A 23785-nucleotide genomic window follows, 5' to 3' on the forward strand; every position below is an offset into this window, starting at 1 on the left:
GATTATGCGGCTTGTTTGACCGCTTCTTTTTTCGCCTGGCGCTTCGCGAGAACGAACGTCAAGCTGAAGGCCACAGCGAACGAGATCGCCATGCCGATGATATACGATACGATCGATGTCGGTGCGATCGAGATGATCCCTGGAAGACCAGCTGCACCGAGTGCGACGGCGAGAACTTCGCGACCGACGATGAACGCCGAGGCGATCCCTGAACCGATGATGGCGGCGATGAACGGGTACCGGAGTTTCAAGTTGACCCCGAACATGGCCGGTTCCGTGATGCCTAGTAGTGCCGAGATACCTGATGCCGAAGCGACACCTTTCATTTTCTTCTCACGTGTCAAGAAGAAGACCGCGAGTGTAGCCGCGCCTTGGGCGACGTTTGACATCGCAGCGATCGGGAAGATGAACGATCCGCCCGTACGTGCGATATCGGCGAGAAGTTGCGTCTCGATGGCGATGAAGCTGTGGTGCATCCCAGTGATAACGATTGGTGCGTACAAGAGTCCCATTACGAGGCCACCGAAGAAGCCGAGCGAGTCGTACGTCCAAACGAGACCATCGATGATCAAGTTCCCTGCCTCACGCGTGATTGGTCCGACAAAGGCGAACGTGATGAACGCTGTGAAGAGGAGTGAGAGAAGCGGTGTGAGCAAGATGTCGAGCGATGCCGGCATGAATTTACGGATGTTGATTTCGAGCTTCGATAAGATATAAGCCGATACGAGTACTGGTAACACTTGACCTTGGTAACCAAGTTTCTCGATTTCAAATCCGAGGATATTCCAAACCGGGATATCGCCGACCGTCGCTTGCGCGTAGGCGTTGACGAGATCCGGGTGGACCATGATCATCCCGAGGGCGGCACCGAGATATGGGTTGCCCCCGAACCGTTTGGCCGCGGAGAATCCGATCAGGACGGGCAGGAAGACGAAGGCGGCGTTGGCGAACGTATTGATCATGGCTGCGAGGTCAGCGATGCCTGGATACTGGTCGATGAGTGAGCTGCCGTCAAAGAACAAGTCCGGTGCCGTGAGCAAGTTGTTGATCCCCATCAAGAGACCACCGGCGACGATGGCCGGGATGATCGGTACGAAAATATCAGATAACATCTTCACGAACTGTTGGAGCGGGTTGCCTTTCTTCGCGCTCGCCGACTTGACGTCGCTTGTCGACATGTCGCCGAGACCTGTCAATTCGGAGAACTCAGCATAAATTTTATTGACCGTACCTGTACCGATGATGATTTGGTATTGTCCGCCCGTCGAGAACGTCCCTTTCACGACATCTAACGCGTCAAGTTTCTTCTCATCGACTTTCGACTCGTCGTTCAAGACGAGACGGAGCCGGGTGGCACAGTGGGCGGCTGCGGCGACGTTATCTTTTCCGCCGAGCGCCTCTAAAATCGCTTCTGCTTCTTGTCTGTAGTTCATTCCAGTTTCCCTCCTAACATTTGTTGAACACGTTGTGGCGACGGTATGGCTGGAATCGCGCCGTAAGCGGTGCATGTCAAGGCGCCGGTCACGTTCGCATATTCGATATCCTTCTGTAAACGCGTATCCTCGACGCCGAGTGTGGCGAGACGATACAAGTACGCGCCGACGAATGCGTCACCGGCACCCGTTGAGTCAACGCTTTCAATGTACACCGACGGGATGATGTCTCGCGTCTCGTCTGTCGCGATTAACGTGCCGCGCGAGCCGAGCGTGATGGCGACGCGATTCGCGCCGAGCTTGAGTAGTGCGTCGACCGCTTCGTCGAGGGTTTCGGCTCCGGTCAACAAGTGCGCTTCTTCTTCGCTCAGTTTGACGAAGTCAGCCTCGGCGATGAAGTGGAGCGAGTCTTGTTTGAACGCCTCAAGGTCTGTCACGAGCGCGTCGCGATAGTTTGGGTCAAACGAGACGAACAGCCCGTCGCGTTTGGCGAATTGCAGCAACTTGAAGTAGGCGTTTTTCAATTCACCGTCAAGGAGTGCTGTCGCCGAGCCAAAATGGACGATATCCCCTGATTTGAACTTCGATAAGTCGATCGCTTCGAACGCATAGTCGCCGTCACTTCCACGTCGGAACGTGAAGTCACGTTCTCCGTCCGCTTGAATCGAGACGAATGCGAACGTCGTGTCGCCTGCTTCGACCAAGTTGTCCGTGCCGACGCCGTTCGCTTCGAGCGTCTCTTTCAAGAACTGTCCGAACGGATCCGCCCCGACTTGTCCGAGGAAGCTCGACTCGCCCCCATGTTTACTGACGACGGCAGCCACGTTGGCCGGCGCGCCTCCCGCTTTTTTCACGAATGTCGTTCCGTTGACGAGGTCGCTCGATGCGTCCTCGCAAACCCAGTCAATCAATAGTTCACCAATGCAATGTACGGTGTTCATCCGTCCACCTCCATGTCTGAATATATTGCTTCGTATCATTTATCGAACCAGTTCCAAAAACGAATAAAAAATGTTGCGGAACCGGTTCCACAACACAAATGTAATCGATTTAATTTAAAATGTCAACGCTTTCTCGTAGTTTTAATTCAAAAGTTGTGAACGTTTTCATCGGGATGACATCAGCTGTTAACAACTGGAGAATCATGTCAGCCGCCTTCGCTCCCGTCCTTCGATATGGAAGGTGGACGGTCGTAAGAGATGGATGCAGTACTTCAGTGAAATCGTAGCCGCCAAATCCGCTCACCGAGACGTCTCCAGGGACGGTCTTTCCGCTATTGGCTAACCCTTTCAGTATCCCGAGGGCGATATTATCGGTTGCACAGACGACGAGCGATGACGTTTGCTCCTGTCCAATCTGTGTCCCAATCGGAATCGCGTCGTCGATTTTAAACGTCGTCGTATACGTCTTGACGTCTGCGCCCGCCTCGTTAAACGCCTTCAAGAAACCGCCTCGTCTCGCTTGGCCGACAGCGATGTCGTACGACTCGACGCCCACATAGGTGACCTCACGATGCCCCCAGTCCATGAATTGTCTGCCAAGGGCATAAGCCGCATCAAAATCGGGATAGACGAGACTATGAACGAGCTCATGCTCCTGTCCGATCAACAGGACAGGAATTTGGATGTCTTGAATCGCCTGTAAATGGCGAGGGGTGACCGTCGTCCCGAGCCAGATGATGCCGGCGACTTTTTGTTTCGCTAAGTTGTATAGCTGTTCGATCTCTCGCTCTGTCTGTTGGGCAGTGTTCACGACGAGCATTTGATAACCCCGTTCGGTCAAGCGTTCATCGATGCCCATCATCGTCCGCGAGGCGGCGTATGAGTCGAGCCGCGGCACGATGACGCCGATCATCTTCGTTTGTTTTGATTTCAAGCTTTGGGCAAACTGGTTCGGTTCATAGTTCGTCTCTTGGATGACCCGCTCAATCTTTTCGCGTGTCGCCTGCCCGACCGAACCCCCGTTCAAATAACGGGAGACGGTGCTCTTGGCGACGCCGGCTAGCTTGGCGATGTCATTGATTGTCACTTGTCTCATCCGAAAACCTCCATACGAAAAAACTGACGCGCTAGACGCCGTCAGTTCAGTGGTTCACTACGTATCGTTTTTTAAAGTTTAAATAAAAGAGCCCGTTCCGTTTCTCGAAGCCATTCTTTTCGAGCACAAGGCGCGTTGCCTCTTGATGCGGGCTCGTCGGCGGGATGCCGGCACGAACCGTATGACCTGCTTTTAAGTCCGACTGTTCAAGCGCGAGGCGTAACCCTTCTGTCGCATACCCGTTGTCTTTATACGGGTCGAACACCATCAAATCAAGTTGATAGACGCGAGCGAGCTTGAGAAGAAGCACTTTACCGACGATTTTCCCGTCGACGAGAAGATCATAATAAAAGTCCTCCCCGTAACTATGTTCATCGGCCGAATACACATGCTCGGTTCCCATCTCGACGAAGATGCCCTTCAACTCTTCAGCTGAAATGCCGTACGAGCTTTCCCCGTATTTTTGAAAATGTTCATATTCGATCTCATCAATCTGACGAATAGGTTGACGCACGATTTCCATCCCGTGCCCTCCTTAACAGTTAGTCCTAAGTCTTTCCACACTCATTATATACGAAGCGCGGTGTGTAGCGCAAAAGATAACCGAACCTCAAACCGGTTCGATGTGAATGTGGACCGAATCGACGGCATGGCGCTCATCGAGTTTTCGCTCGATTTCGTCACATAAACCGTGGGCCTCGTCGACCGTCAGCTCGCCATCGACCGCGATCGTCACGTCGAGCATGACGTGGTTGCCGAGATGGCGTCCTTTGATTTCACGCACTTCTTTCACCGACTCAAACTCGCCGATCGTCTCTTCATACTCGTTGACGAGGTCGGGCGGAAAGCCGTCTGACAATTGGTGCGTCGCATCGAGGAAGATTTGTATCGCCGTGCGAATGATCATCCCTGCGATGAGCACTGCAAGCACTGTGTCCATCCAAGGTAGTTTAAAGTAGGCGAACAATACCCCGAGTGTTGCCCCGATCGAGATCATCGCGTCGGCCAAATTGTCTTTCGCCGCTGCTTTCAAAGCCAACGATCGTGTCTTTTTCGCCAAATTCGAATTATAGGCGTACACGCCGAACATGACGAGTGCGCTTAAAAAGGCGACGAGCGCTGCGAGCGGGTTCGGTTCCACGTACTCGCCGCCGATCAAGTTGGCCAGGCTGTTCAACAAGACGAACACCCCGACGGCGACCATGATCAGTGACGCGACAAGTGCGGCAAGCGTCTCCATCTTCGCATGACCGTACTTGTGCTCGGCGTCCCTTGGCAATGCGGCGATCCGGATGCCGATATAGACCGCGATCGAGGCGATGATGTCGGTCGTATTGTTGAAACCGTCGGCGAGGACGGCCTCTGAATTATAAATATATCCGAAAACGACTTTTAATACAGATAAGACCATATACGTCGTAATCGATAATATCGCGCCTTTGAGCGCTTTTGGTGGATGATTCGCCGAATCCATCCGACCACCTCCCTTTTTAGCCTCGTTAGTATACCAGGTCGACTTTGAGTGGGTATAGAGAAACAGTGTTTGCCACACCCAATATAAATGGAATATATTCCCGGTAGTTTCGTCTTACGAAAAATATGGTAAAGTAATCATGAAGAGACCCTTGTGGTTAACCCGTAAAAAGAGGTGAAACGTATGTTCACAGAACGAGATGGTATTAAATTACGTTTGGAACAAATTGACAGATTGTTATCGGATTTAAATCGTGAGGCCAAACAGTTGATGGCTCGGTTACGAGAGCTCGACGCAAGCGGTGAAAACCCGCAAGAAGTCACGCTCAAGCCTGAAGACCGCGACACGTTGAAATCGTCGATCGACGAGACGCTCGAGGCGCTCCAAAGCCGCTCGAAACGCCCGATCAACCCGAACGATGAAAAGAAGAAAGAACTCGCCACGCACAAGGCGCTCATCGACGAGTTGTCGGATTTACTCAGTAAGAAGAAGTGAGGCGCCTGTCGCGTCTCGCTTTTTAAGTGAGGAGAAACACTTATGTATATTGTCACGACTTGTCTGCGCCCGACCGAGACCGTCTTGGAACGGGCAAAAGCCCACGCGTCCGATTACGACGTCCGGTTTGTGGAGAGACGCAAGCATTCGATCGAAACTTTGATGGAGCGTCACCAAGTCGGTGTCCTCGTCTTCGATAAACGCCGCGTCGAGTATACGCCGTTCGGCACGACCGAACCGTTTTTCTTTCACCCGTCGAGCTCAGTTTTCCGCGTCAAGCAGTTGCTGCGGGGCGGAAACGACCCGCTCGTCGATATCGCAGGCCTTCAACAAGGCGACCGTGTACTCGACTGTACACTCGGTCTCGGCTCGGACTCGATCGTCATGAGCCACGCGGTCGGTGAAAGCGGTCATGTCACCGGGATCGAGAGCGAGTTTGTGACGGCGATGCTCGTCCGTGAAGGGATGGCTGTCTGGATAGAGAAAGAAGAGGCGCTCAATGAAGCGATGCGCCGCATCGAAGTCGTCCATCAAGATGCGCTCCTTTATTTGAAGACATGTGCATCCAATTCGTTTGACGTCGTCTACTTCGATCCGATGTTCGAAAAAACGATTTCAGAATCGGTTCACTTGAACCCGTTACGGTCGCTCGCCAACGATGCCCCCCTCTCCATACAACTGATGCAAGAGGCGGTTCGTGTCGCCAAACGACGTATTGTCCTGAAGGCCCATTTTGAGAGCGAGGCGTTTGAACAGTTCGGTTTCACACGGGTTGTGAGGAAAACATCTAAACTGCATTACGGATTTATCGACAAAGAGACCGGTTCCTTTTAGTGCTTTATGCCTAAGAGGGGCTAAAGTCTCTTTTTTACACTTCCTTTTTTCTGAATATTGACATTAATCTGACACAAGTCTAACGTTTACCCTAAGCTCACACATTTTCCCATTATTTTCACAGGAGGTAAGTACAGATGAAAAATCGTTCCATTCGGCGTACAACACTCGCAGCCGTCTTGACGTCAGCAATGACAATCAGCGCCATCCCGGTAGCTGCCGGGCCGACCAATGTCGCTCCGGCGTTGCCGACGGCCAGCGAACACGCCCCGTTCGACCATCACATCATCGATGAGGACCGTCTCGCGAAAGCGCTCGAGAACCGCGGCGTCATCAAAAAGGGCTTATCCGCGTCCGAGCGTACGAAAGCGGTCGAGGCGTACATCTCCAAGAAACAAGGTGCAGCGCAAGACCCGCATAAACATGATTTGCATGACAAGGCAGCCGCTGCCAAAGAGAAGATACATAACCAGTTCGAAAAAGAATCGAACCGTCTCCTCGACAAAGCGAAAAAAGGCCAAGCGAACTATCGCAAAGGGAAACCGAACGGCCAAGTAAAAGTCGATCCCGCGAAACAGGCCGGCTATAACGGCGCCGTCCGCGAAGACAAAGTACTCGTCCTTCTCGTCGAGTATAGCGACTTCAAACATAACAACGTCGTCCAAGAAGAAGGCTATCTGTATAGCGACAACTTCAGTAAAGAGCACTACGAACAGTATATGTTCGGTGACGATTCGTTCGAACTGTTCAACGGGGACAAAGTCCAGACGTTCAAACAGTATTATGAGGAGCAGTCTGGCGGCAGCTACACCGTCGATGGAACGGTTTCCGAATGGTTGACTGTACCGGGCACAGCGAAAGACTACGGTGCCGATCGTCCGACGGGTGGTCATGACAACGCCGGACCAGGACCGCGTCAACTCGTCAAAGACGCTTTGAACGCGGCCGTCGCGAACGGTATGAACCTTGCCGAATTCGACGAGTATGACTTGTATGACCTTGATGGTGACGGAAACTTCAACGAACCGGACGGCTTGGTCGACCACTTGATGATCATTCATGCGGGTACCGGCCAAGAAGCAGGTGGCGGCATCCTCGGTGACGACGCGGTCTGGTCACACCGTTGGGTCGTCGACAACAGCCCATATCGCATCGCCGGCACAGAAGCAGCTGTCCCGTATTGGGGCGGTCAAGTGGCAGCGTTCGATTACACGATTCAACCAGAAGACGGGGCCGTCGGCGTCTTCGCCCACGAATACGGTCACGACCTCGGTCTTCCGGATGAGTACGACACGCAATATACAGGTCAAGGCGAGCCGGTCCAATCATGGTCGATCATGAGCGGCGGTAGCTGGGCTGGTAAAGTTGCCGGTACAGAACCGACGAGCTTCTCACCACAGAACAAAGAGTACTTCCAGAAGTTGATGGGCGGTAACTGGGCCAACATCACGGAAGTCGACCTTGAAGATATCAACGCCCAAGGTTTCGTCTCGCAACTCGACCAATCGGTGACGAAATCGAACAATCCTGGCATCGTGAAAATCAACTTGCCAGATAAAAAAGTAAAAGGTATCGAGCCGAAATTCGGGAAGTATTACTACTACTCGACAAAAGGCGATAACTTGCATACTGAATTGGCCATCCCGAGCGTGAAACTCGGTGCTGACGGTCAGCTCGCGTTCGATACACGGTTTGAGATCGAGTATGATTACGACTATCTCTACGTCAAAGCGCTCAGCGGCGGCAAAGAAGTCGTCCTCGACGTCTATGGTGACGACGACACTGGCAACGACGCTGAATCGACGAATGGTGAATGGGTCCGTAAGTCGTATGACTTGTCTCAATTTGCCGGTCAAGACGTCTCGATCGTCTTCGAGTACGTGACAGACGGCGGTCTTGCGCTTGAAGGGTTCGCCCTCGATAACGTCTCGATCACGTCAGGTGGCGCGACGTTGTTCGCTGACGACGCGGAAGGTGCGGAAGCGGTCAAATTGAACGGATTCGTCAAATCGGACGGGTGGGATGAGAAGCCGCACTACTACTATTTAGAGTGGCGTAACCATGCCGGCGCTGACACAGGCCTCTTGAATGGCCGCGGCGTCAAGTACAACACAGGTCTCGTCGTCTGGTACGGGGACGATTCGTTCTCAGACAACTGGGTCGGCGTCCACCCTGGTGAAGGTTTCATCGGTGTCGTCGATTCTCACCCGGAGGCATTGATCGGAAAGTTGAACGGCAAAGACACGGTCGCAGGTAGCACGCGTTACCAAATCGCGGACGCGGCGTTCAGCTTAGATAAGACGATTCCATGGTACATCAATTCAACGAGTCGCGGCATCTACGACTACAAAGCACAACCAGGCGTGAAGCAATTCAATGACGCCAACACGTACATCAATTCGCTCATCCCGGACGCAGGTAAGAAATTACCGAAATACGGTCTCGTCGTCGACGTCGTCGGCGAAGCGAAAGACAACTCGGCCGGTGCCGTTTGGATTCGCAAACAATAACTATCCTCCCCCGCATCCGAAATGGATGCGGGGTCTTATTATTCTAAAAAAGCTTGAAATTGGCGAACGAACTGTGTAACATAATATGTGTAACGCCTCTGTAGGTTAGTGGCAGACCTCAGCAATGGTAATGCTGCAGCACGAGTTCGATTCTCGTCGGAGGCATCAAATATACCGCTTAACGAAGCGGTTCACGGCACTTCCTGTATCTTGCAGGAAGTGCTTTTTGTTTACCTTTGCACAGGTTGTTCACAGAAGCAGTTTGTCGAATGAATGAGATAACCCTTTCAAAATGTACCTCCTGAACGTCCCAAATGTATTTACCGTCTATTTCTGGAGCGACGTCGTTAGTTGCATATACGTGACCTCTTTGTGATGCGAGGTCACGTATTGAATTGTAGCTATGAGTGTAACTTTAACAGACGACAAAAAACGCCCTGGAGGACGCTTATTTGTTCATATAATAGATTTCAAATCTTTTCTAAATGCCTATCTAGTCATTCAATTTGATTTCTTTAGCTGGATAGCTTTCCTTGGGATATAAAAAGAATACGATAGACAAAATAAAAAGCGCTACTGGAAATGTCACTAAAGAAATATCAAATTTTACAGAATGAATCGCATATTCTCCATACAAATAAATTGTCATCCATAAAGAGTTACATAATAATATCACTGCCGATAAAACTTTCATAATTTCCCCCACCTTTCATTTAATATTATAACTCATTTCTCGAGACACCTTTATCAAATTCCTAAATTTTACAAAAGTGTCGTTATGATTTTTCCGTTAAATTTACATATAAGGGTATATCACTTGGCGCTCGACCACCTTATCGCATCCGATGCGTCAGAAATCGACCGTAAAGAGCTGACCAGCGTATTAAATGAACTCACAACCGTCAGTGAGGGGTTGACGCAGTTTTTAGAGGCTGACGATTGAACATATTGGGAAGATGCCCGTAACCGACTGAATTAGCTGTCATCGATTATGAAGGGCATCGCTATCAATCTGAGTAGAGTATGACCACATCCCAATTAGCTAAATCGCTCTCATCCAAAACTCGAGTGAGAGCTTTTCCATTCAGTCATGGAAACTGTCTTGACACAGTTTCGGTATCTCTATAAACTTGAAAAGTTAAAAGTACTTATTGATTCGGAAGGAGCAACATCCCAATGCTTAATGAATGGTTATGGATTCCTTCTGCCTTGCTCACGCTCGGCCTGCTCGTCCTCAGCTACAAGCTATTCGGACGCGTCGGGCTGTTCGCCTGGATCGCGATGGCCTCGGTCGTCGCCAACATCCAAGTGACGCAGCAGATTGTAATCGGTGGTTTCATCTTCACACTCGGGAACATCGTCTACGGTTCCCTTTATTTAGCGACAGACATCTTGAACGAGAAATACGGTCGTCATACGGCGCGTAAAGGCGTCTGGCTCGGTTTCTTCATCTTGATTGTCTCGACGGTGCTCATGCAGTTCGCCTTGCTGTACGAGCCGTTTGAAGAAGCGCTGTTCATGCATGAAAGTTTCGAGGCGTTGTTCTCGATGCTACCGCTCATCACGCTCGGTAGTCTCGCGGCGTACCTCGTCTCGCAACTGTTCGACGTCTTCATCTACTCGAAGATTCGTGCGAAGACTGGTGAGAAGAAGCTGTGGCTTCGTACGACCGGCTCGACCGTCGTCTCCCAGTTCATCGACACGCTCACGTTCTGTACAATCGCCTTCTGGGGCATGGAATGGGGCATCTGGTGGAACATCTTCGTCACGACGTACGTCGCGAAGTTCGTCATCGCTTGGATGGCGACACCGTTCATGTATTATGCGAAACGGACTGCACCGCAAGACGACGAAACAGAAAAAGCAGCATAATAAATACCGCAGCCGAATTCGGCTGCGGTATTTATTTCCCCTTGATATGAAGACGAACGGCGTACGGTCTCGCATCTTCGAGCGACGATTTCTCACGACAAATGGTGAGCGCCATGTACGCGTCGATCGCCAACGCCTCGATGGCCTCTTCTGTCGCTTCGACTTCTAGTATGGTGTAGGGCGGCAACTGCTCGAGTTTGACCCACTGCCCGTGTAAGTTCTTCACATAGATGATCGGTTCGTCGATCGAATAGCGTCGGAGTAAGTCATTGACGTTCATGTGGTCCCCCTCCTTCACTCACACCTCCTGTGTACCCCCATTATAGAAAGCGCTTCCGTTTCTGTAAACCGCGTCTGCGTCAATTTACGGTGATCCCTGCTTCACTTTTTTTATAATCGAACCGATAATGCTAGTAGAGAAATGAGGTGAACCGATGCGTTATCGACGCCAAGAGACATTCCGTTACATCTTACCGAACCCTCGAATTGTTCCGTATCGCCTCGTTTGGGAAGACAAAGAACTTCACGACGGCGAAGGGATGTTGTTGAACATTAGCGCCCATGGCTTAAAACTGCGATGTGATTATTTATTTCCGTTGTCCGATGGTTTGAAAGTAGAAGTCGTTCTCGATCTCGTCCCGATGTTGCAAGCGATCGAACTGACCGGGCATGTCCGGCACCGCAGTCAAATCGGCAGCATGTACGACTACGGCATTTTACTCGAAACAAATTCGGACGAGGCACAACAGCTCGTCACGATGATCAAATCATACGCCCGCGAGAACAAATGAGAAAGTGTCCGCCGACACTTTCTCATTTTTCGTTATTCGAAAACAGGGTATACTAGTTGAAACAGAACTTGACATGAGGTGTCGGCATGACTAGAAAATTTTTATTGATCCCGTGGGCCATCGCCATCGCCATTGCGCTCCTCGGGCCGAACGAACCGTTCTCGAGCCGCTTCCTGCTCGATTTTTTAACGTATAACACGGAAGCGTATGAAGGCTATTCCTTGTCCTTATTCAGCATTTTAGGCGTGTATCCACTCGCCTTGTTCCCGTTGTTGTGGTCTGAAGTGAACCAGTTGCGCCCGAATCCGCTCTTGCCGGCTGCGACAGGGTTCGTCGTCGGTGGGTTCATCATCGCACCTTATTTGGCGTTCGCCCGGCAGTCGCCTTATCCGACGCCAATCAAGCCGTTACCGACACGACTGCTCGGCGTCGCCTTGCTCCTCGTGACGATCGGCCTCTTCATCGCAGCCGCAACGACAGGGGATATCGGCACGTATTGGTCGTACGTGGAAAATAATCAGTTCGTCCGGACGATGACCGTCGACTTCTTCTTGCTCGCGTTCATTCAAATCACGCTCATGAACCGTGACGCGAAGCGATACAAGATGGGTTTATGGCCGCTCCCCTATATCCCGTTATTCGGACTTTTGTTCTGGCTCATCATCCGTCACAAACAACCGTTCAATGAAGCACCGCCAAAACGTCCTAGACGTGCATAAACGACGCCCTGTCCCACTCAAACAGTGACGACAGGGCGTTCGTCTATCTTCGTCACGTCGATTGATGTATGATGGGTGGTGAGACCTCAACGTCTAAAATGAGCGCAACAGAAAGTAGGAATGAAATCATGCGTTTTTTCAAAGTCATGACACACACGAACGACAAACAAGAGGAAGTCACCCTCAGCGAGTATCATAAAGTACCTGAAAAGAAAGTCGACCAATTCTTGAAAGACATGCTCGAACTCGACATGTACGAAGAGAACGTCAGCTTAAAAGAGTGCCAAGTCGCCAAAGACCGGTGGGAATGTCCGGTCGGTGACTTCGTCATCGTCGAATACTTCAATGAAAAAGAGTTCGACCGTATGAACGAATTCAAAGCCGTCAAGAAAAAATGAACAGGAAAGGAGAGGACCTGATCAAAGGCCCTCTCCTTTTTGTTAGTCGTTATCGTCTTCCGGGTCCGGATCTGGGTGTTCCGTCGGAGCCGGTTTTTTAGCTGGATCGGATTGTTCGTCTGGCTCTGGGTCTGGATGGACCCCTGGTTGTGATTCGTCACGTTTCATGAAGCATCCCTCCTTTTCGATAGTTGTTTGTTTCCACTTTTACATACACTTGAAACGTCAGTGGATGTTCTTGTCGCCGATGACACGGCGCGAGATTGCTTTCTCGATCTCGACGATGACGAAGACAATGAACCCGAAAACAACCGGGAAGAGCCAATCGCCAAGGTCAAGCGCGGCTGTTCCGAACAGCGTATGCATGAACGGCACATACGTGATGAACAGTTGAAGCGCAATCAAGAGACCCGAGACGAGAAACGCGATCTTGTTATCGAAGAAATGTCGATTAAACGCCGGTGCGAGTTCCGTCCGACAGTTGTACAAGTGGAACAGCTGGGCCATGACGATCGTGTTCAGCGTGATCGTCTGCAATTTCGCCGTCGAGAAATCATAGTCGGCGAGTAAATAGTTGATGGCGAGACTCCCTCCACCGATTAGGATCGAGACGAAGATGATGCGGAAGACGTAATACTTACTCAAAAGCGGCACGTTCGCCGGGCGCGGCGGCCGTTTCATCGTACTCTCTTCGAGCGGCTCGAAGGCAATGGCGAGCGAGAGCGTGATGGCGACGACCATGTTGACCCATAAGATTTGAACCGGGCTAAGCGGCGCGGCCGCCCCGAGCAGAATGCTCATCGCGACGAGAAGCGCCTGTCCTCCGTTTGTCGGCAAGAGGAACAAGATGGTCTTCTTCAAGTTGTCATAGACGCGACGCCCCTCACGGACCGCGTTGTAGACCGTTTTAAAGTTATCGTCGACGAGCACCATCTGGGATGCCTCTTTCGCGACCTCGGTCCCTTTAATACCCATGGCAACCCCGATATCGGCCCGTTTCAAGGCCGGGGCATCGTTGACGCCGTCACCGGTCATCGATGTGATGAGCCCGTTCTGTTGGAGCCCTTTGACGAGGCGAAGTTTGTCATTCGGGCTCGTCCGTGCGAAGACGTCGTTATGGACCGAGGCTTCTTTGATTTCCTCGTCAGACATGTTCGTCAATTCTTTCCCTTCGAGCGCCCCTTCGACTTCCATCCCGAGCTCACGGGCGATGGCGACGGCCGTATCTTTATGGTCGCCGGTGATCATCTTGATCCGAATGCCTGCGTCACGGCAAGCCGCGACCGCTTCAATCGCCTCTGGACGAGGTGGGTCGACGATGCCGTACAGTCCTAAGAACGTGATGCCGTCTTCGACGTCCTCATGGTCGACCGTCTCTTTGGATCGATCGACTCGCTTGAACCCGCCTCCGAGCACGCGCTGGCCGCGGTCGGCGATCTCTTTCCGTTTTTCGTCCCAATACGCACGGTCAAAGTCTCCGTTCTCCGCCATGTCGAATAGGCGGTCCGGGGCTCCTTTTATAAAGATCATCCGCTCATCTTTATAGTCGACGAGCGTGGCCATATATTTGTACTCTGAATCAAACGGAATCTTCGAGATGACTTTCAATCGTTCGATCGGCTGCTCCGCTTTTTCAGCGAGCGTCAAAAGACACGCCTCGGTCGGATCGCCGTTGACGACCCATTTGCCTTCTTCTTGATAAAGCTGGGCGTCGTTACACGTTTTCCCGACCGTAAGCAAATCGACCATCGAGGGATCGTCGTCGAGGTCGAACGGTTGCCCGTTAATCTCGAGGTCTCCGTCTGGCGCATATCCGCTCCCTGACACTTCAATGTCATGGTTCGCGGTCACGACTTGCTTGACGGTCATTTCGTTCTTCGTCAACGTACCCGTCTTATCCGTACAGATGACCGAAACGGCACCTAGCGTCTCGACCGATGGTAGACTTCGGACGATCGCTTTCTTCTCGGCCATATTGCGAACGCCGAGCGCGAGAATGATGGAAATGACGGCCGGCAATCCTTCCGGAATAGCGGCAACGGCAAGACCGATCGTCGTCAGCATCAGTTCGATTGGATCGTAATCGCGGAAGAAGTATCCGAACGCATAGATGGCGATCGAGATGACGAGAATCGCGATTGAAACGGTCTGTCCGAACTTCGTCGTCTGACGGATGAGCGGCGTCTTCACCGTCTCCACTTCAGCGATCGACGCGTTGATTTGACCAAGTTCCGTCCCTTCCCCGATTGACGTGACGAGTGCTTTAGCACTGCCCGTAGCGACACTCGTACCGGAGTAAATCATGTTCTTCCGGTCCCCGAGGACGGCGTCTTCCGCTACGACTTGGATTTTTTTCTCGACGGTCGTCGCTTCACCGGTCAGTGCGGATTCTTCCACTTTAAATTTTTCAGCTTGGATAACGCGGGCATCGGCCGGTACTTTATCCCCGGCCGCGAGCACCATGACGTCGCCGACAACGAGCTCGCTCGAGTCGACTTGAACCTGTTTCCCGTCACGGACGACGCTCGCTTTCGTCTCGAGCAACTTTTTGATCCCTTCAAGTGCCTGTTCGGCTTTGTTCTCTTGTAGATAACCGACGACGGCGATGATCGTCACGACGAGCAAGATGACGATTGTGTCGATGTACTCCCCGAGGAACCCGGTCACGACGGCGGCACCGAGAAGAACGTAGACGAGGACGTCGTTGAATTGCCGTAAAAACTTTATGATTTCTGGCGTCTTCTCCTTCTCGGGTAACACGTTTTTCCCGTATTTTTCTTGACGACTCGACACTTCCTCTTTTGATAGGCCATGATCGACGTCTGTCTCGAGATGTTCCCTCACCGTGTCCGGTTCGAGGGCGTGCCATTTTTGATTCTCAATCTCCATCTCTGCTTCTCCTCCTCAATTCCATCTATCTAAATCTACTTCTACTTCTTGTTTCCCACTCCGGCGCATCCTGACACATTTTCACAACTTTTTTCAGCACATTTTCAAATTTGACCAACTATAATTTTCCAACTTTCGAATTGGAAGCGTTATCATCGAATTTTCTTATGTCAGTTCGATGAAATGGCTTTACAGGAGCGTTGGGATGTTTAAATATAGAGGAAATACAAACAGAGTGAAAGAGGTACAACACCATGGTGATCATACAAGGGATTGCACTGTTACTATTGATTCTCGCACTTTTTACATTGTTCAGTTACAAAGCCCCGTTCGGCATGAAAGCGATGGGGGCGCTCGCCGGGGCAGCCATCGCCAGTTTCTTGGTCGAAGCGTTCAACGCCTACGCGATCGGTGGGCTGTTGCCGCTCCCGCTCTATGAAGAAGTCGGTCAGGCCGCCGGATCGCTATCCGGGCCAGCTGCGGCGGCACTCGTTGCGATCGCGCTCGGAATCAATCCGGTGTACGCGCTCATGCTCGGACTGTCCGTCTCAGGATTCGGCATCTTGCCTGGATTCTTCGCCGGATACATTTTAGGACTACTCGGTCGTCGGATGGATAAACATTTACCGGCCGGAGTCGACATGATTTTCTATGTCATCGTCATGGCACCGCTCGCTCGACTCGTCGCCATCGGCGTCGACCCGCTCGTCTCGAACACGCTCGCCCAGATCGGGGCGGTCATCGAACTCGCAGCAACGCAAAACCCGATCGTCATGGGGCTCGTCCTAGGCGGGATCGTCACGGTCGTTTCGACATCGCCGCTCAGTTCGATGGCACTCACGGCCATGCTCGGTCTCACAGGTGTGCCGATGGCTATCGCCGCGCTCGCCTTGACGGCATCGATCTCGATGAACTTCTTGTTGTTCAAGCGTTTGAACATCGGGACGAAGAAAGACCAACTGTCGGTCGCGATCGAACCGCTCACGCAAGCCGACCTCATCTCGGCCAACCCGATTCCTATCTATAGCGTCAACTTCATCGGTGGCGCCATGGCCGGTCTCGTCGTCGCGATGACAGGGATGGTCAACAACGCACCGGGCTCGGCCGCCGGTGTCCCTGGACTGCTCGTCATGTATGGGTTCAATGATTGGCAAACCGTCACCGTGACGGCCATCATCGTCTTCGGGATCGGAATCGTCGCCGGTCTCGTCGGCAGCAAGCTATTTAAAAACTTCCCGATCGTCTCACAAAGCGAGAAGACAATCGAAGCAGAAGAAGCAGCATAAAAAACGGACGTCCCTCGAGCTAGGGACGTCCGTTTTTCAAGTCAATAATCAATTGTTCGCTGTTCGTCTGAGGACAATCGGGCGAGTTCGATGACTCGTGTCGTCAAAATCGCGTCGCTCAATGGAACGAGCGGACGGCGGGCGATAAAACTAGCCGCGAGTTCACGATAAAAGTCGACATAGCGACCGGGCTCGATGGCGAGCGCACTCGTCTCTTCTCGGGTCAATGTTCCCGTCTCTAACACGTCCGGTGACAGATTCCCATCTCGCAGTGCCGCTTCTTGTGGATCGAGACCGTGTTTGATGAAACTCCCTTCCGTCCCATGCAACTCGAAGCGAGGCGTCTCGCCGGCGATGAACGGGTTCGAACGAAGATAGACCCGTTTTTCTCCGTAATGGAGTGTGACAAAGAACCCGTCGTCCGACTGCCCCCCTTCACGCTGAATCATCACGTCCGCTTGGACCCGGTCCGGGACACCGAACAAGACGAGCGCTTGGTCGATCAAATGACTGCCGAGGTCGAACAAGATGCCCGCCCCTGGACCTGCATTCTCACGCCAACGGTCACGGACCACAGGACGGAAGCGGTCAAAGCGTGACTCGAACACTTTCCAGTTCCCGACCTCAGCACCTTCAAGTAGCGCTTTGACAGTTAGGAAGTCCCCGTCCATCCGTCGATTGTGGAATACGTTGACGATCCCCTGGCTGTTCTCCTCAAGGTGACGGAGCGCCTCTCCTTCCGCGACGGTCAAGAACGCGGGTTTCTCGACGAGGACGTCTTTCCCTGCTTTCAAGCACGCCTCGACCATGTCTTTATGTAGATGGGACGGCGTCGTGATAATGAATAAGGTCGCCTCGCTCTGTAGTGCCGCTTCGAGTGACGCGTACACATGCACGTTCGGCAAGTGATGGTGCACATCGTCCGGCCGTGATGAGACGACTCCAACCACGTTATATTCATCCAACTCTTTTAAAAACGGCAAATGAAATGTCGTCGCGGAGAAACCGAAGCCGACTAAAATCGTATTGATCATACTCTCTCCTCCTATCGTTCATCCTTTAGTATAGCAAAAAGAGAGGTCGCTTGACCTCTCATGCACTGACGCTCTCCTCGAGCCCGTATTCGAACGTATTGTATCCGTTGCGTGAACCGACGTACACGAAGCCGAACCGCGGGTAATACTCGTTCAAGAACGAGTTGTCCGCGACGCAGTCGAGGCGAATCGGATGATCTCCGTCCGCTTCTTCGAGGACATGCTCCATCAACTGTTGACCGACGCCTTGGCCTTTCAACCGTTCGCTGACGACGATGCGGTGAATATATTGACCGCGCTCGCCATCTTCCCATAAGGCATGGTCCCACTCGTCCGGTGGAAGCAAGGCGATCGAGGCCAATATGGCATCTTCTTGTTCATATACATATACGTCACCGCTAGCGATGTCGGTCTCTACCCGTTTCAACAAATCTTGCTCCAAATATTCCGTCCATTGGTCGCTTCCTTGTTCATTTAGCGCTACGGCTCGTTGTTCGATTAAGTTCGCGATGTTTGAGGCATCGCGTTTCGTCGCGAGTCGAATCATAACGTCCTCCTTAGTCATACAGTATTTGAAATACCAATATAACGGACGTCTCTGACCGATTTCAACCATCTTGCCTCATCATTACGCTCTGAACAAGACGACCTCGCCCCCGTTCAGTTGGTAACTGTACGTGAGCGTCGCATTCAAGCTGTGCGAGACGGAGCAATAGCGGTCGACCGATAGTTCGATCGCTCGGCGGACACGCTCTTCGGGCATGTCGCCTCCGAGCACGTATAGGATGTGAATCGCCGTGAACCGTTTCGGATGTTCCGTCGCCCGTACCCCGTCGATCTCCATCTCAAAGTGTTCGAGCGGCAAGCGCATCTTGTGCAAGATCGAGACGATATCGATGCCGGTACAAGCGGCCGTCGCCTGCAAGAGCATCTCGGTCGGCCGCGGCCCTTGATTCAATCCGCCGACGTCTTCCCCCGCGTCAAGCGTGACCTGATGGCCTGATGGCGTCATCGACTCAAACGCCATCCCTTGTTTCCAATTCACTTTCATATTCATCTGTGTCTCCCCCTTTGTTTCGATAGCATACTATTCCCCGGAATGAGGTATGATAAAGCTAGATGTATAATTTGTCGTTAGGAGTGTGGGTTATGGATTGGTCCGTCATCATCAGTTGGGGACTATATATCGTCCTCGGATTGAACTTATTATTCGCGCTTGCCGTCATCTTCGCAGAACGCCGTGACGTCGGGGCGACGTGGGCGTGGTTGCTCGTCCTTTTCTTCTTGCCGATTCTCGGCTTCATCATCTACTTATTTTTAGGGCGCCAGCTGAAGAAAGACAACTTCTTCAACTTGAGCGTCGAGGAGCGTTCGTTCCACTCGCTTCAAGTCGAAAGTCAAATCGAACAGTTGCGGCGGAAAGAGACCGCGTTGCAACAACCGTTGTTCGAGAAGTATGAACAATTGCTAGAGATGAACTTGCGGTCCTCCAAATCGCTCGTCAGCGTCCACAACAAGTCAGCCATCATGCACGACGGTGAACAGAAGTTCAAGGCGCTCATGGACGATATTCGCAACGCCGAGACCGAAATCAATGTTCAGTATTACATCATTCAGCGCGACGCCCTCGGTAAGGCGCTCATCCACGAATTGATCGAACGGGCCAAAGCCGGTGTGAAAGTACGCCTGTTATATGACGCCGTCGGTTCGCGCAGCTTGCGCAACTCCGATTTTAAAGAACTGATCGCCCATAATGGTGAGGTCCGGGTCTTCTTCCCGCCGACACTCGGGCTGATCAACTTCAAACTGAACAACCGTAACCACCGCAAGCTCGTCATCATCGACGGGAAGATCGGGTACGTCGGCGGATTCAACGTCGGGACCGAGTATCTCGGCCTCGTCGAAAAGTTCGGGTATTGGCGCGACACGCATCTCCGGGTCGAAGGCGACGTCGTTTACCACCTTCAGCATCGCTTCATCTTGGATTGGAATTATTCCGGTCACGACAAGCACGACCCTGAGAACACGTTCTGTTTCGCCCGCCATGACATCTCGGACAAGTCACCGATGCAAATCGTGACGAGCGGCCCGAACTCGGACACGGAGCATTTGAAGAACATGATGATCAAAATGATCATGTCGGCGAAGCATCGCGTCATCATCCAGACGCCGTACTTCATTCCCGACGCGAGTTTCATGGATGCCTGTAAGATGGCGCTCCTCTCCGGCGTCGAGATGAACATCATGATTCCCGGGAAACCGGACCATCCGTTCGTCATGTGGGCGTCGCTGTCGTTCCTCGGCGAGCTGCTCGATTACGGGGCAAACGTCTATATGTACGACCAAGGCTTCTTGCATGCGAAGACGCTCGTCGTCGATGATGAGATTGCGACGGTCGGGACGACGAACCTCGATGCCCGCAGTTTCCGCTTGAACTTCGAAGTGAACGCCCTCATTTATGACAAACAAGTCGCCCTCGAACTCGCCTCGTTGTTCGAGTCGGACATCGCTGTCAGCCGTCGCTATACGGTCGAGGATTACGCCGAACGGAAATGGACCGTCCGGATGCGGGAAGGTGTCTCTCGCCTGTTGAGTCCGATTCTATAATGTAATAGTTGATTCTACATCGTAGAATCTTTGTCTATCAAGGGGTATGCGTCTCTCGCATATCCTTTTGTTGTCTGGACGCATATGCTGGCTACGCGCGTCTTCATTCCTTCACCTCCGGTTTTGTCTAATAACTGACAGTTTTTTAGATTCAGCACATTTCTCTATCTTTTAGCTAATTCCATTCCAAATCAGGGTATAAAGTATCAATACGAACGTCCTAAGCTTTCATTTCCACTCGGAAAGGAGGAAGTATGCGTTCGCGCATATGTCACCTATGGCTGATCCTAGAGAACATCAAGACGCAATCACAGCACGAATCGATCCTTCCTCATGGGACGAACTTCCGATCGGTCTGTTCGCGTTCGATCTCGGTGGACGGATCATCAACTATAACGATGCCTTCATCGAACTGTTGGGCGTATCCGTAACGACCGGCCTTGCATTCGAGCGTTGTACGTCACCCCAACTGAATTTGGTCGAGGCGTCAAACCGGGTTCTCTCCGGGGAAACGGTCCGTGTATCCGGCTGGTACCACGGTCCGGAACGACAACCTCGTTTCATCCGGGCGACGATGTCGCCGAGTGTTCAGCACGACGGACACATTACAGGAGGCGTGGGGATCATCGAAGATGCGACGGAACAACGCCGCTATGAGGAACGGATGGAGCACCTGTCCTCACTCGATCCGCTCACCGAGCTGTACAACCGAAAGAAAGTGAACGACTTGTTGGCGGCGGTCGCTGAAAATCCGAGTCAATCGTCGGATGCGGCCGTCATCATGCTAGATATCGATTATTTCAAGCTCGTCAACGATACGTTCGGTCATCCGACCGGGGACCTCGTCCTTCGCGCCATCGCCCAGCTTCTGAGACGTAACATTCGAAAGACTGATGCGATTGGTCGCTGGGGAGGGGAAGAATTTCTAATCGTCGCCCCCCATTCGACCTTGTCGGAAGGTGTCCGGCTTGCAGATAAGCTCCGTCAAAAAGTGAACGATGAACCGTTCGGTCCGGTCCCTCACGTGACGTGTTCGTTCGGTGTCAGTTCGTTCGAAGGAGGGAAGTCGGTCGAGCAAGTGTTGAAAGACGCTGACGAGGCGTTATATGTGGCCAAAAACATGGGCCGGAACCAAGTATCAAGCAAACGATGAAAAAAGCGTCGCGGTACTCCTCTTGCGGAGTCCGCGACGCTTTGCCGTTAAATCGTGAATCGTGACACGAGTTCTTGTAGTTCTTCTGCCATGTCGGCGAGCGCTTTCGCGGATTGTGACACTTCTTCCATCGAACCGAGCTGATCTTCGGTCGTCGCGGCCACTTGTTTCGAAGCGCTCGAGTTCTCCTCGGCGATGTGCGCGATTTGTGTCGCCGCCGCCGATACTTCCTCGACGTTCGCGGCGATTTCCTCGACCGTCGCCGTCACGTCCTCGATTCGCGGCGTCATCTCTTGCGTGCGGGCCATGATTTTATGGAATCGGGCCACTGTGTTCTCCGTCGTCTCGAGTCCTGCTTTCGTATGCGCCGACACTTCTTTCATCAAAACAACCGACTGTTCGGTCTCTTGTTTGATGCGTTCAATCAAATGGGCGATCTGTTTCGTCGACTGTTGCGATTGTTCGGCGAGTTTTCGCACTTCACTCGCGACGACGGCGAACCCTTTACCGTTCTCCCCGGCCCGCGCCGCTTCGATTGCCGCGTTCAAAGCGAGCAAGTTCGTCTGCGCCGCGATCCCGTTGATGACGTCGACGATATTCCCGATCTCGTTCGAGCGGTGTGACAGTGACTCGATGACGTGAGCGAACGACTCGACTGACGTATCGATGGCGCGCATCTGGGCCACGTTCTCGGTGACGGCAGAAGTCCCGTCCTCTGCTTCCATCGCCGTCTCACGTGAAAGTTCTGACACGTCCGTCGAGCTTTCCGCGATACGCATGATTCCCGAAGTGATGGCTTGAAGCGAGACAGCGTTATCATCGAGTTGGCGCTTTGAATCATCCGCCCCGGCCGCCATCTGTTGGACTGCCCCGGCAACCTGTTCGGATGACGCCGTGTTTTGAGCCGAGTTCGCCATCAGTTCCTGCGACGAGGCCGCCACTTGTCCAATCGATTCATCGAGCCGTGCAATGATCGTCCGCAAGGATTGTGTCATCTCATTGAAACTTACCGACACTCGTCCGACCTCATCGTTTGAGTCGACCGGAATCAGCTCTGTCAAGTCGCCTTGTTGAATCCGTTCGGCCCCTTCCGTCAACCGATTGAGTGGACGGACGATGGAACGGATCACGAAGTAGAGGAGGACGGATGCGACGAGAACCATCGCCGCGATGACCGCAAGCGTCGTCCACAATATACCGACCGTTTCTTGCTGGATCTCGGCTTCATAAAGCGTCCCGGCGACTTTCCATCCTGTCAGTTCGTTCGTCATGAAATCCATTTGTTTCGCTTCACCTTCGAACGTATAGGCGAAGCTGTCCGCCGCTTGACTATAGAGCGGCTCGACCCAGTCTCCCGACGCCGTTTCCCCGGCAGCGAGCGTCGGATGTGTGACGAATCGCTCTGTCCGGTCGAGAATTGTGACGTATCCATCTTTCCCGATTTGAATACTTGCCGCGACCGTCGCGACGTCATTGACGTCGACATCGACCGCGATGACCCCTCGCCCATCCGTCGCCTCGCGCGACAAGGTGACCATCATCTTCTGTGACGCGGCGTCGACGTACGGGTCGGTGATGACGACTTGGGCGCCTGCCGCTTCAGCTGCCTCATACCAAGGACGCGTACGCGGGTCGTAGTCGTCCGGTAGCGTCTGTTCCGGATAAATCGTCATCGAGCCCTCTGATGATGCGTAATAAATGTTCGTCACGTCCGGATGCGTCGCTAAATATTCGACGAACTTTTCCGCTAACGCTTCGTTGGCATCGCCTTCTTCATAGAGCGTCGCATCGATGCGATCGGCAAAGAAATCGACATCGCCTTTGATCGGGCCGATCAAATTGTTAATCTCGACGTCCATCCGCTCCACTCCCGCGTGGGCCGATTGTAAGATTTGATCTTTTATCTTCTGCTTCGCCTGACCGTAGGCGACGAATCCGATCAATAAGGACGGGATGAGTAAAACGAGTGCAGACATGATGATCAATTTCTGTTTGATGCTGATCGTGCGTGTTGACTTTCGGTTCATAAAACAACTCCAATCTCGAGCGATCTGCTCGTCACGTTACTGACAATATCGGTCGAAATCACAGTTTTTCCATAACCCTCACTAAAATTCTTCACGCTATTTAGAATGTTCATAATTGAAACCCTTTTCATTCCAGCTGGCAGTCGACAAACGACAAAAACACCTGCTTGCGCAGGTGTAACGACTGTGTTTGTGGGGCCAAGTTACCCTCTGTCTCCATGTCGAT

General features: G+C 52.4%; 23 protein-coding genes and 1 tRNA gene. 12 read left to right on the top strand and 12 right to left on the bottom strand.

Annotated elements, in window-relative coordinates:
- Nucleotides 1-2: 2 nt before the first annotated feature.
- The 5 genes from P398_RS0110390 to P398_RS0110410 form a co-directional block, all read right to left on the bottom strand.
- Entirely contained in the window at nt 3-1433 is a 1431-nt protein-coding gene (locus tag P398_RS0110390) for a sucrose-specific PTS transporter subunit IIBC (RefSeq protein WP_029335133.1), read from the bottom strand.
- On the bottom strand, nt 1430-2374 hold the full coding sequence (locus P398_RS0110395) for a carbohydrate kinase family protein (protein WP_029335135.1): 945 nt from the start codon (nt 2372-2374) through the stop codon (nt 1430-1432). Before P398_RS0110395 ends, P398_RS0110390 begins: the two co-directional genes overlap by 4 nt.
- A gap of 109 nt (nt 2375-2483) precedes the next feature.
- On the bottom strand, nt 2484-3470 hold the full coding sequence (locus P398_RS0110400; RefSeq protein ID WP_029335136.1) for a LacI family DNA-binding transcriptional regulator: 987 nt from the start codon (nt 3468-3470) through the stop codon (nt 2484-2486).
- A gap of 46 nt (nt 3471-3516) precedes the next feature.
- Entirely contained in the window at nt 3517-3993 is a 477-nt protein-coding gene (locus P398_RS0110405) for a GNAT family protein (protein WP_029335137.1), read from the bottom strand.
- Between the two features lie 87 nt (nt 3994-4080).
- Complete coding sequence (locus P398_RS0110410) at nt 4081-4944, bottom strand: cation diffusion facilitator family transporter (RefSeq protein ID WP_029335139.1); 864 nt, start codon at nt 4942-4944, stop codon at nt 4081-4083.
- Between the two features lie 183 nt (nt 4945-5127).
- On the opposite strand from P398_RS0110410, the gene P398_RS0110415 reads away from it, so the two are divergent.
- From P398_RS0110415 to P398_RS0110445, 6 genes are all read left to right on the top strand, one after another.
- Complete coding sequence (locus tag P398_RS0110415) at nt 5128-5439, top strand: hypothetical protein (RefSeq protein WP_024370338.1); 312 nt, start codon at nt 5128-5130, stop codon at nt 5437-5439.
- A gap of 42 nt (nt 5440-5481) precedes the next feature.
- Nucleotides 5482-6273: a class I SAM-dependent methyltransferase gene (locus tag P398_RS0110420; protein WP_029335140.1), complete on the top strand. Its 792-nt coding sequence runs from the start codon at nt 5482-5484 to the stop codon at nt 6271-6273.
- 137 nt (nt 6274-6410) lie between these two features.
- Entirely contained in the window at nt 6411-8783 is a 2373-nt protein-coding gene (locus tag P398_RS0110425; RefSeq protein WP_029335141.1) for an immune inhibitor A domain-containing protein, read from the top strand.
- Between the two features lie 94 nt (nt 8784-8877).
- Nucleotides 8878-8948, top strand: a tRNA-Thr gene (locus P398_RS0110430).
- Nucleotides 8949-9600: 652 nt separating this feature from the next.
- Nucleotides 9601-9726, top strand: a complete 126-nt coding sequence (locus P398_RS17135; protein ID WP_268748704.1) for a hypothetical protein — start codon at nt 9601-9603, stop codon at nt 9724-9726.
- Nucleotides 9727-9959: 233 nt separating this feature from the next.
- A complete protein-coding gene (locus tag P398_RS0110445) occupies nt 9960-10655 on the top strand; it encodes a queuosine precursor transporter (protein WP_024370334.1) in 696 nt (231 codons plus the stop codon).
- 31 nt (nt 10656-10686) lie between these two features.
- Here P398_RS0110445 and P398_RS0110450 read toward each other — a convergent pair whose 3' ends face one another.
- On the bottom strand, nt 10687-10935 hold the full coding sequence (locus tag P398_RS0110450; RefSeq protein ID WP_024370333.1) for a hypothetical protein: 249 nt from the start codon (nt 10933-10935) through the stop codon (nt 10687-10689).
- A gap of 154 nt (nt 10936-11089) precedes the next feature.
- Between P398_RS0110450 and P398_RS0110455 the strand changes: the two genes are divergently transcribed.
- The 3 genes from P398_RS0110455 (at nt 11090) to P398_RS0110465 (ending at nt 12563) form a co-directional block, all read left to right on the top strand.
- Nucleotides 11090-11446, top strand: coding sequence for a PilZ domain-containing protein (locus P398_RS0110455; protein WP_024370332.1), 357 nt, complete (start codon nt 11090-11092; stop codon nt 11444-11446).
- Nucleotides 11447-11532: 86 nt separating this feature from the next.
- Nucleotides 11533-12165 (top strand): hypothetical protein, encoded by a 633-nt coding sequence (locus P398_RS0110460; protein WP_029335145.1) that lies wholly within the window; start codon nt 11533-11535, stop codon nt 12163-12165.
- Between the two features lie 146 nt (nt 12166-12311).
- Complete coding sequence (locus P398_RS0110465; protein ID WP_029335147.1) at nt 12312-12563, top strand: hypothetical protein; 252 nt, start codon at nt 12312-12314, stop codon at nt 12561-12563.
- Nucleotides 12564-12605: 42 nt separating this feature from the next.
- On the opposite strand, the gene P398_RS17140 is transcribed toward P398_RS0110465, so the two are convergent.
- Complete coding sequence (locus tag P398_RS17140) at nt 12606-12731, bottom strand: hypothetical protein (RefSeq protein ID WP_029335148.1); 126 nt, start codon at nt 12729-12731, stop codon at nt 12606-12608.
- 57 nt (nt 12732-12788) lie between these two features.
- A complete protein-coding gene (locus tag P398_RS0110475; RefSeq protein WP_029335149.1) occupies nt 12789-15452 on the bottom strand; it encodes a cation-transporting P-type ATPase in 2664 nt (887 codons plus the stop codon).
- Between the two features lie 254 nt (nt 15453-15706).
- On the opposite strand from P398_RS0110475, the gene P398_RS0110480 reads away from it, so the two are divergent.
- Complete coding sequence (locus P398_RS0110480) at nt 15707-16738, top strand: PTS sugar transporter subunit IIC (RefSeq protein ID WP_024370327.1); 1032 nt, start codon at nt 15707-15709, stop codon at nt 16736-16738.
- A gap of 41 nt (nt 16739-16779) precedes the next feature.
- Here P398_RS0110480 and P398_RS0110485 read toward each other — a convergent pair whose 3' ends face one another.
- From P398_RS0110485 to P398_RS0110495, 3 genes are all read right to left on the bottom strand, one after another.
- Complete coding sequence (locus tag P398_RS0110485) at nt 16780-17772, bottom strand: Gfo/Idh/MocA family protein (RefSeq protein WP_029335150.1); 993 nt, start codon at nt 17770-17772, stop codon at nt 16780-16782.
- A 58-nt stretch (nt 17773-17830) separates the two neighbouring features.
- Nucleotides 17831-18319 carry a GNAT family N-acetyltransferase gene (locus tag P398_RS0110490; RefSeq protein WP_024370325.1) on the bottom strand — a complete coding sequence of 163 codons (489 nt, stop codon included), beginning with the start codon at nt 18317-18319 and terminating at the stop codon, nt 17831-17833.
- Nucleotides 18320-18400: 81 nt separating this feature from the next.
- A complete protein-coding gene (locus tag P398_RS0110495) occupies nt 18401-18829 on the bottom strand; it encodes an OsmC family protein (RefSeq protein WP_024370324.1) in 429 nt (142 codons plus the stop codon).
- 92 nt (nt 18830-18921) lie between these two features.
- Between P398_RS0110495 and cls the strand changes: the two genes are divergently transcribed.
- Together cls and P398_RS16395 are read left to right on the top strand one after the other, a co-directional pair.
- Nucleotides 18922-20379, top strand: coding sequence for a cardiolipin synthase (gene cls / locus P398_RS0110500; protein ID WP_029335151.1), 1458 nt, complete (start codon nt 18922-18924; stop codon nt 20377-20379).
- Nucleotides 20380-20656: 277 nt separating this feature from the next.
- Complete coding sequence (locus P398_RS16395) at nt 20657-21532, top strand: GGDEF domain-containing protein (protein ID WP_051638902.1); 876 nt, start codon at nt 20657-20659, stop codon at nt 21530-21532.
- A 47-nt stretch (nt 21533-21579) separates the two neighbouring features.
- On the opposite strand, the gene P398_RS0110510 is transcribed toward P398_RS16395, so the two are convergent.
- Nucleotides 21580-23559 carry a methyl-accepting chemotaxis protein gene (locus tag P398_RS0110510; protein ID WP_029335154.1) on the bottom strand — a complete coding sequence of 660 codons (1980 nt, stop codon included), beginning with the start codon at nt 23557-23559 and terminating at the stop codon, nt 21580-21582.
- Nucleotides 23560-23785: the final 226 nt, after the last annotated feature.

The sequence above is a fragment of the Exiguobacterium aurantiacum DSM 6208 genome (genome assembly GCF_000702585.1).
Lineage (GTDB): Bacteria > Bacillota > Bacilli > Exiguobacteriales > Exiguobacteriaceae > Exiguobacterium > Exiguobacterium aurantiacum.

What these genes read in the sequence shown, in the direction of transcription:
- P398_RS0110425 (WP_029335141.1), top strand. Translation starts at nt 6,411, where the DNA reads ATGAAAAATCGTTCCATTCGGCGTACAACACTCGCAGCCGTCTTGACG.
- P398_RS0110490 (WP_024370325.1), bottom strand. Translation starts at nt 18,319, where the DNA reads ATGATTCGACTCGCGACGAAACGCGATGCCTCAAACATCGCGAACTTA.
- P398_RS0110395 (WP_029335135.1), bottom strand. Translation starts at nt 2,374, where the DNA reads ATGAACACCGTACATTGCATTGGTGAACTATTGATTGACTGGGTTTGC.
- P398_RS0110445 (WP_024370334.1), top strand. Translation starts at nt 9,960, where the DNA reads ATGCTTAATGAATGGTTATGGATTCCTTCTGCCTTGCTCACGCTCGGC.
- P398_RS0110465 (WP_029335147.1), top strand. Translation starts at nt 12,312, where the DNA reads ATGACACACACGAACGACAAACAAGAGGAAGTCACCCTCAGCGAGTAT.
- P398_RS0110510 (WP_029335154.1), bottom strand. Translation starts at nt 23,559, where the DNA reads ATGAACCGAAAGTCAACACGCACGATCAGCATCAAACAGAAATTGATC.
- P398_RS0110480 (WP_024370327.1), top strand. Translation starts at nt 15,707, where the DNA reads ATGGTGATCATACAAGGGATTGCACTGTTACTATTGATTCTCGCACTT.
- P398_RS0110495 (WP_024370324.1), bottom strand. Translation starts at nt 18,829, where the DNA reads ATGAATATGAAAGTGAATTGGAAACAAGGGATGGCGTTTGAGTCGATG.
- P398_RS0110415 (WP_024370338.1), top strand. Translation starts at nt 5,128, where the DNA reads ATGTTCACAGAACGAGATGGTATTAAATTACGTTTGGAACAAATTGAC.
- P398_RS0110420 (WP_029335140.1), top strand. Translation starts at nt 5,482, where the DNA reads ATGTATATTGTCACGACTTGTCTGCGCCCGACCGAGACCGTCTTGGAA.
- cls (WP_029335151.1), top strand. Translation starts at nt 18,922, where the DNA reads ATGGATTGGTCCGTCATCATCAGTTGGGGACTATATATCGTCCTCGGA.
- P398_RS0110485 (WP_029335150.1), bottom strand. Translation starts at nt 17,772, where the DNA reads ATGATCAATACGATTTTAGTCGGCTTCGGTTTCTCCGCGACGACATTT.
- P398_RS0110405 (WP_029335137.1), bottom strand. Translation starts at nt 3,993, where the DNA reads ATGGAAATCGTGCGTCAACCTATTCGTCAGATTGATGAGATCGAATAT.
- P398_RS0110450 (WP_024370333.1), bottom strand. Translation starts at nt 10,935, where the DNA reads ATGAACGTCAATGACTTACTCCGACGCTATTCGATCGACGAACCGATC.
- P398_RS0110390 (WP_029335133.1), bottom strand. Translation starts at nt 1,433, where the DNA reads ATGAACTACAGACAAGAAGCAGAAGCGATTTTAGAGGCGCTCGGCGGA.
- P398_RS0110475 (WP_029335149.1), bottom strand. Translation starts at nt 15,452, where the DNA reads ATGGAGATTGAGAATCAAAAATGGCACGCCCTCGAACCGGACACGGTG.
- P398_RS0110410 (WP_029335139.1), bottom strand. Translation starts at nt 4,944, where the DNA reads ATGGATTCGGCGAATCATCCACCAAAAGCGCTCAAAGGCGCGATATTA.
- P398_RS0110460 (WP_029335145.1), top strand. Translation starts at nt 11,533, where the DNA reads ATGACTAGAAAATTTTTATTGATCCCGTGGGCCATCGCCATCGCCATT.
- P398_RS17140 (WP_029335148.1), bottom strand. Translation starts at nt 12,731, where the DNA reads ATGAAACGTGACGAATCACAACCAGGGGTCCATCCAGACCCAGAGCCA.
- P398_RS0110400 (WP_029335136.1), bottom strand. Translation starts at nt 3,470, where the DNA reads ATGAGACAAGTGACAATCAATGACATCGCCAAGCTAGCCGGCGTCGCC.
- P398_RS0110455 (WP_024370332.1), top strand. Translation starts at nt 11,090, where the DNA reads ATGCGTTATCGACGCCAAGAGACATTCCGTTACATCTTACCGAACCCT.
- P398_RS16395 (WP_051638902.1), top strand. Translation starts at nt 20,657, where the DNA reads ATGGCTGATCCTAGAGAACATCAAGACGCAATCACAGCACGAATCGAT.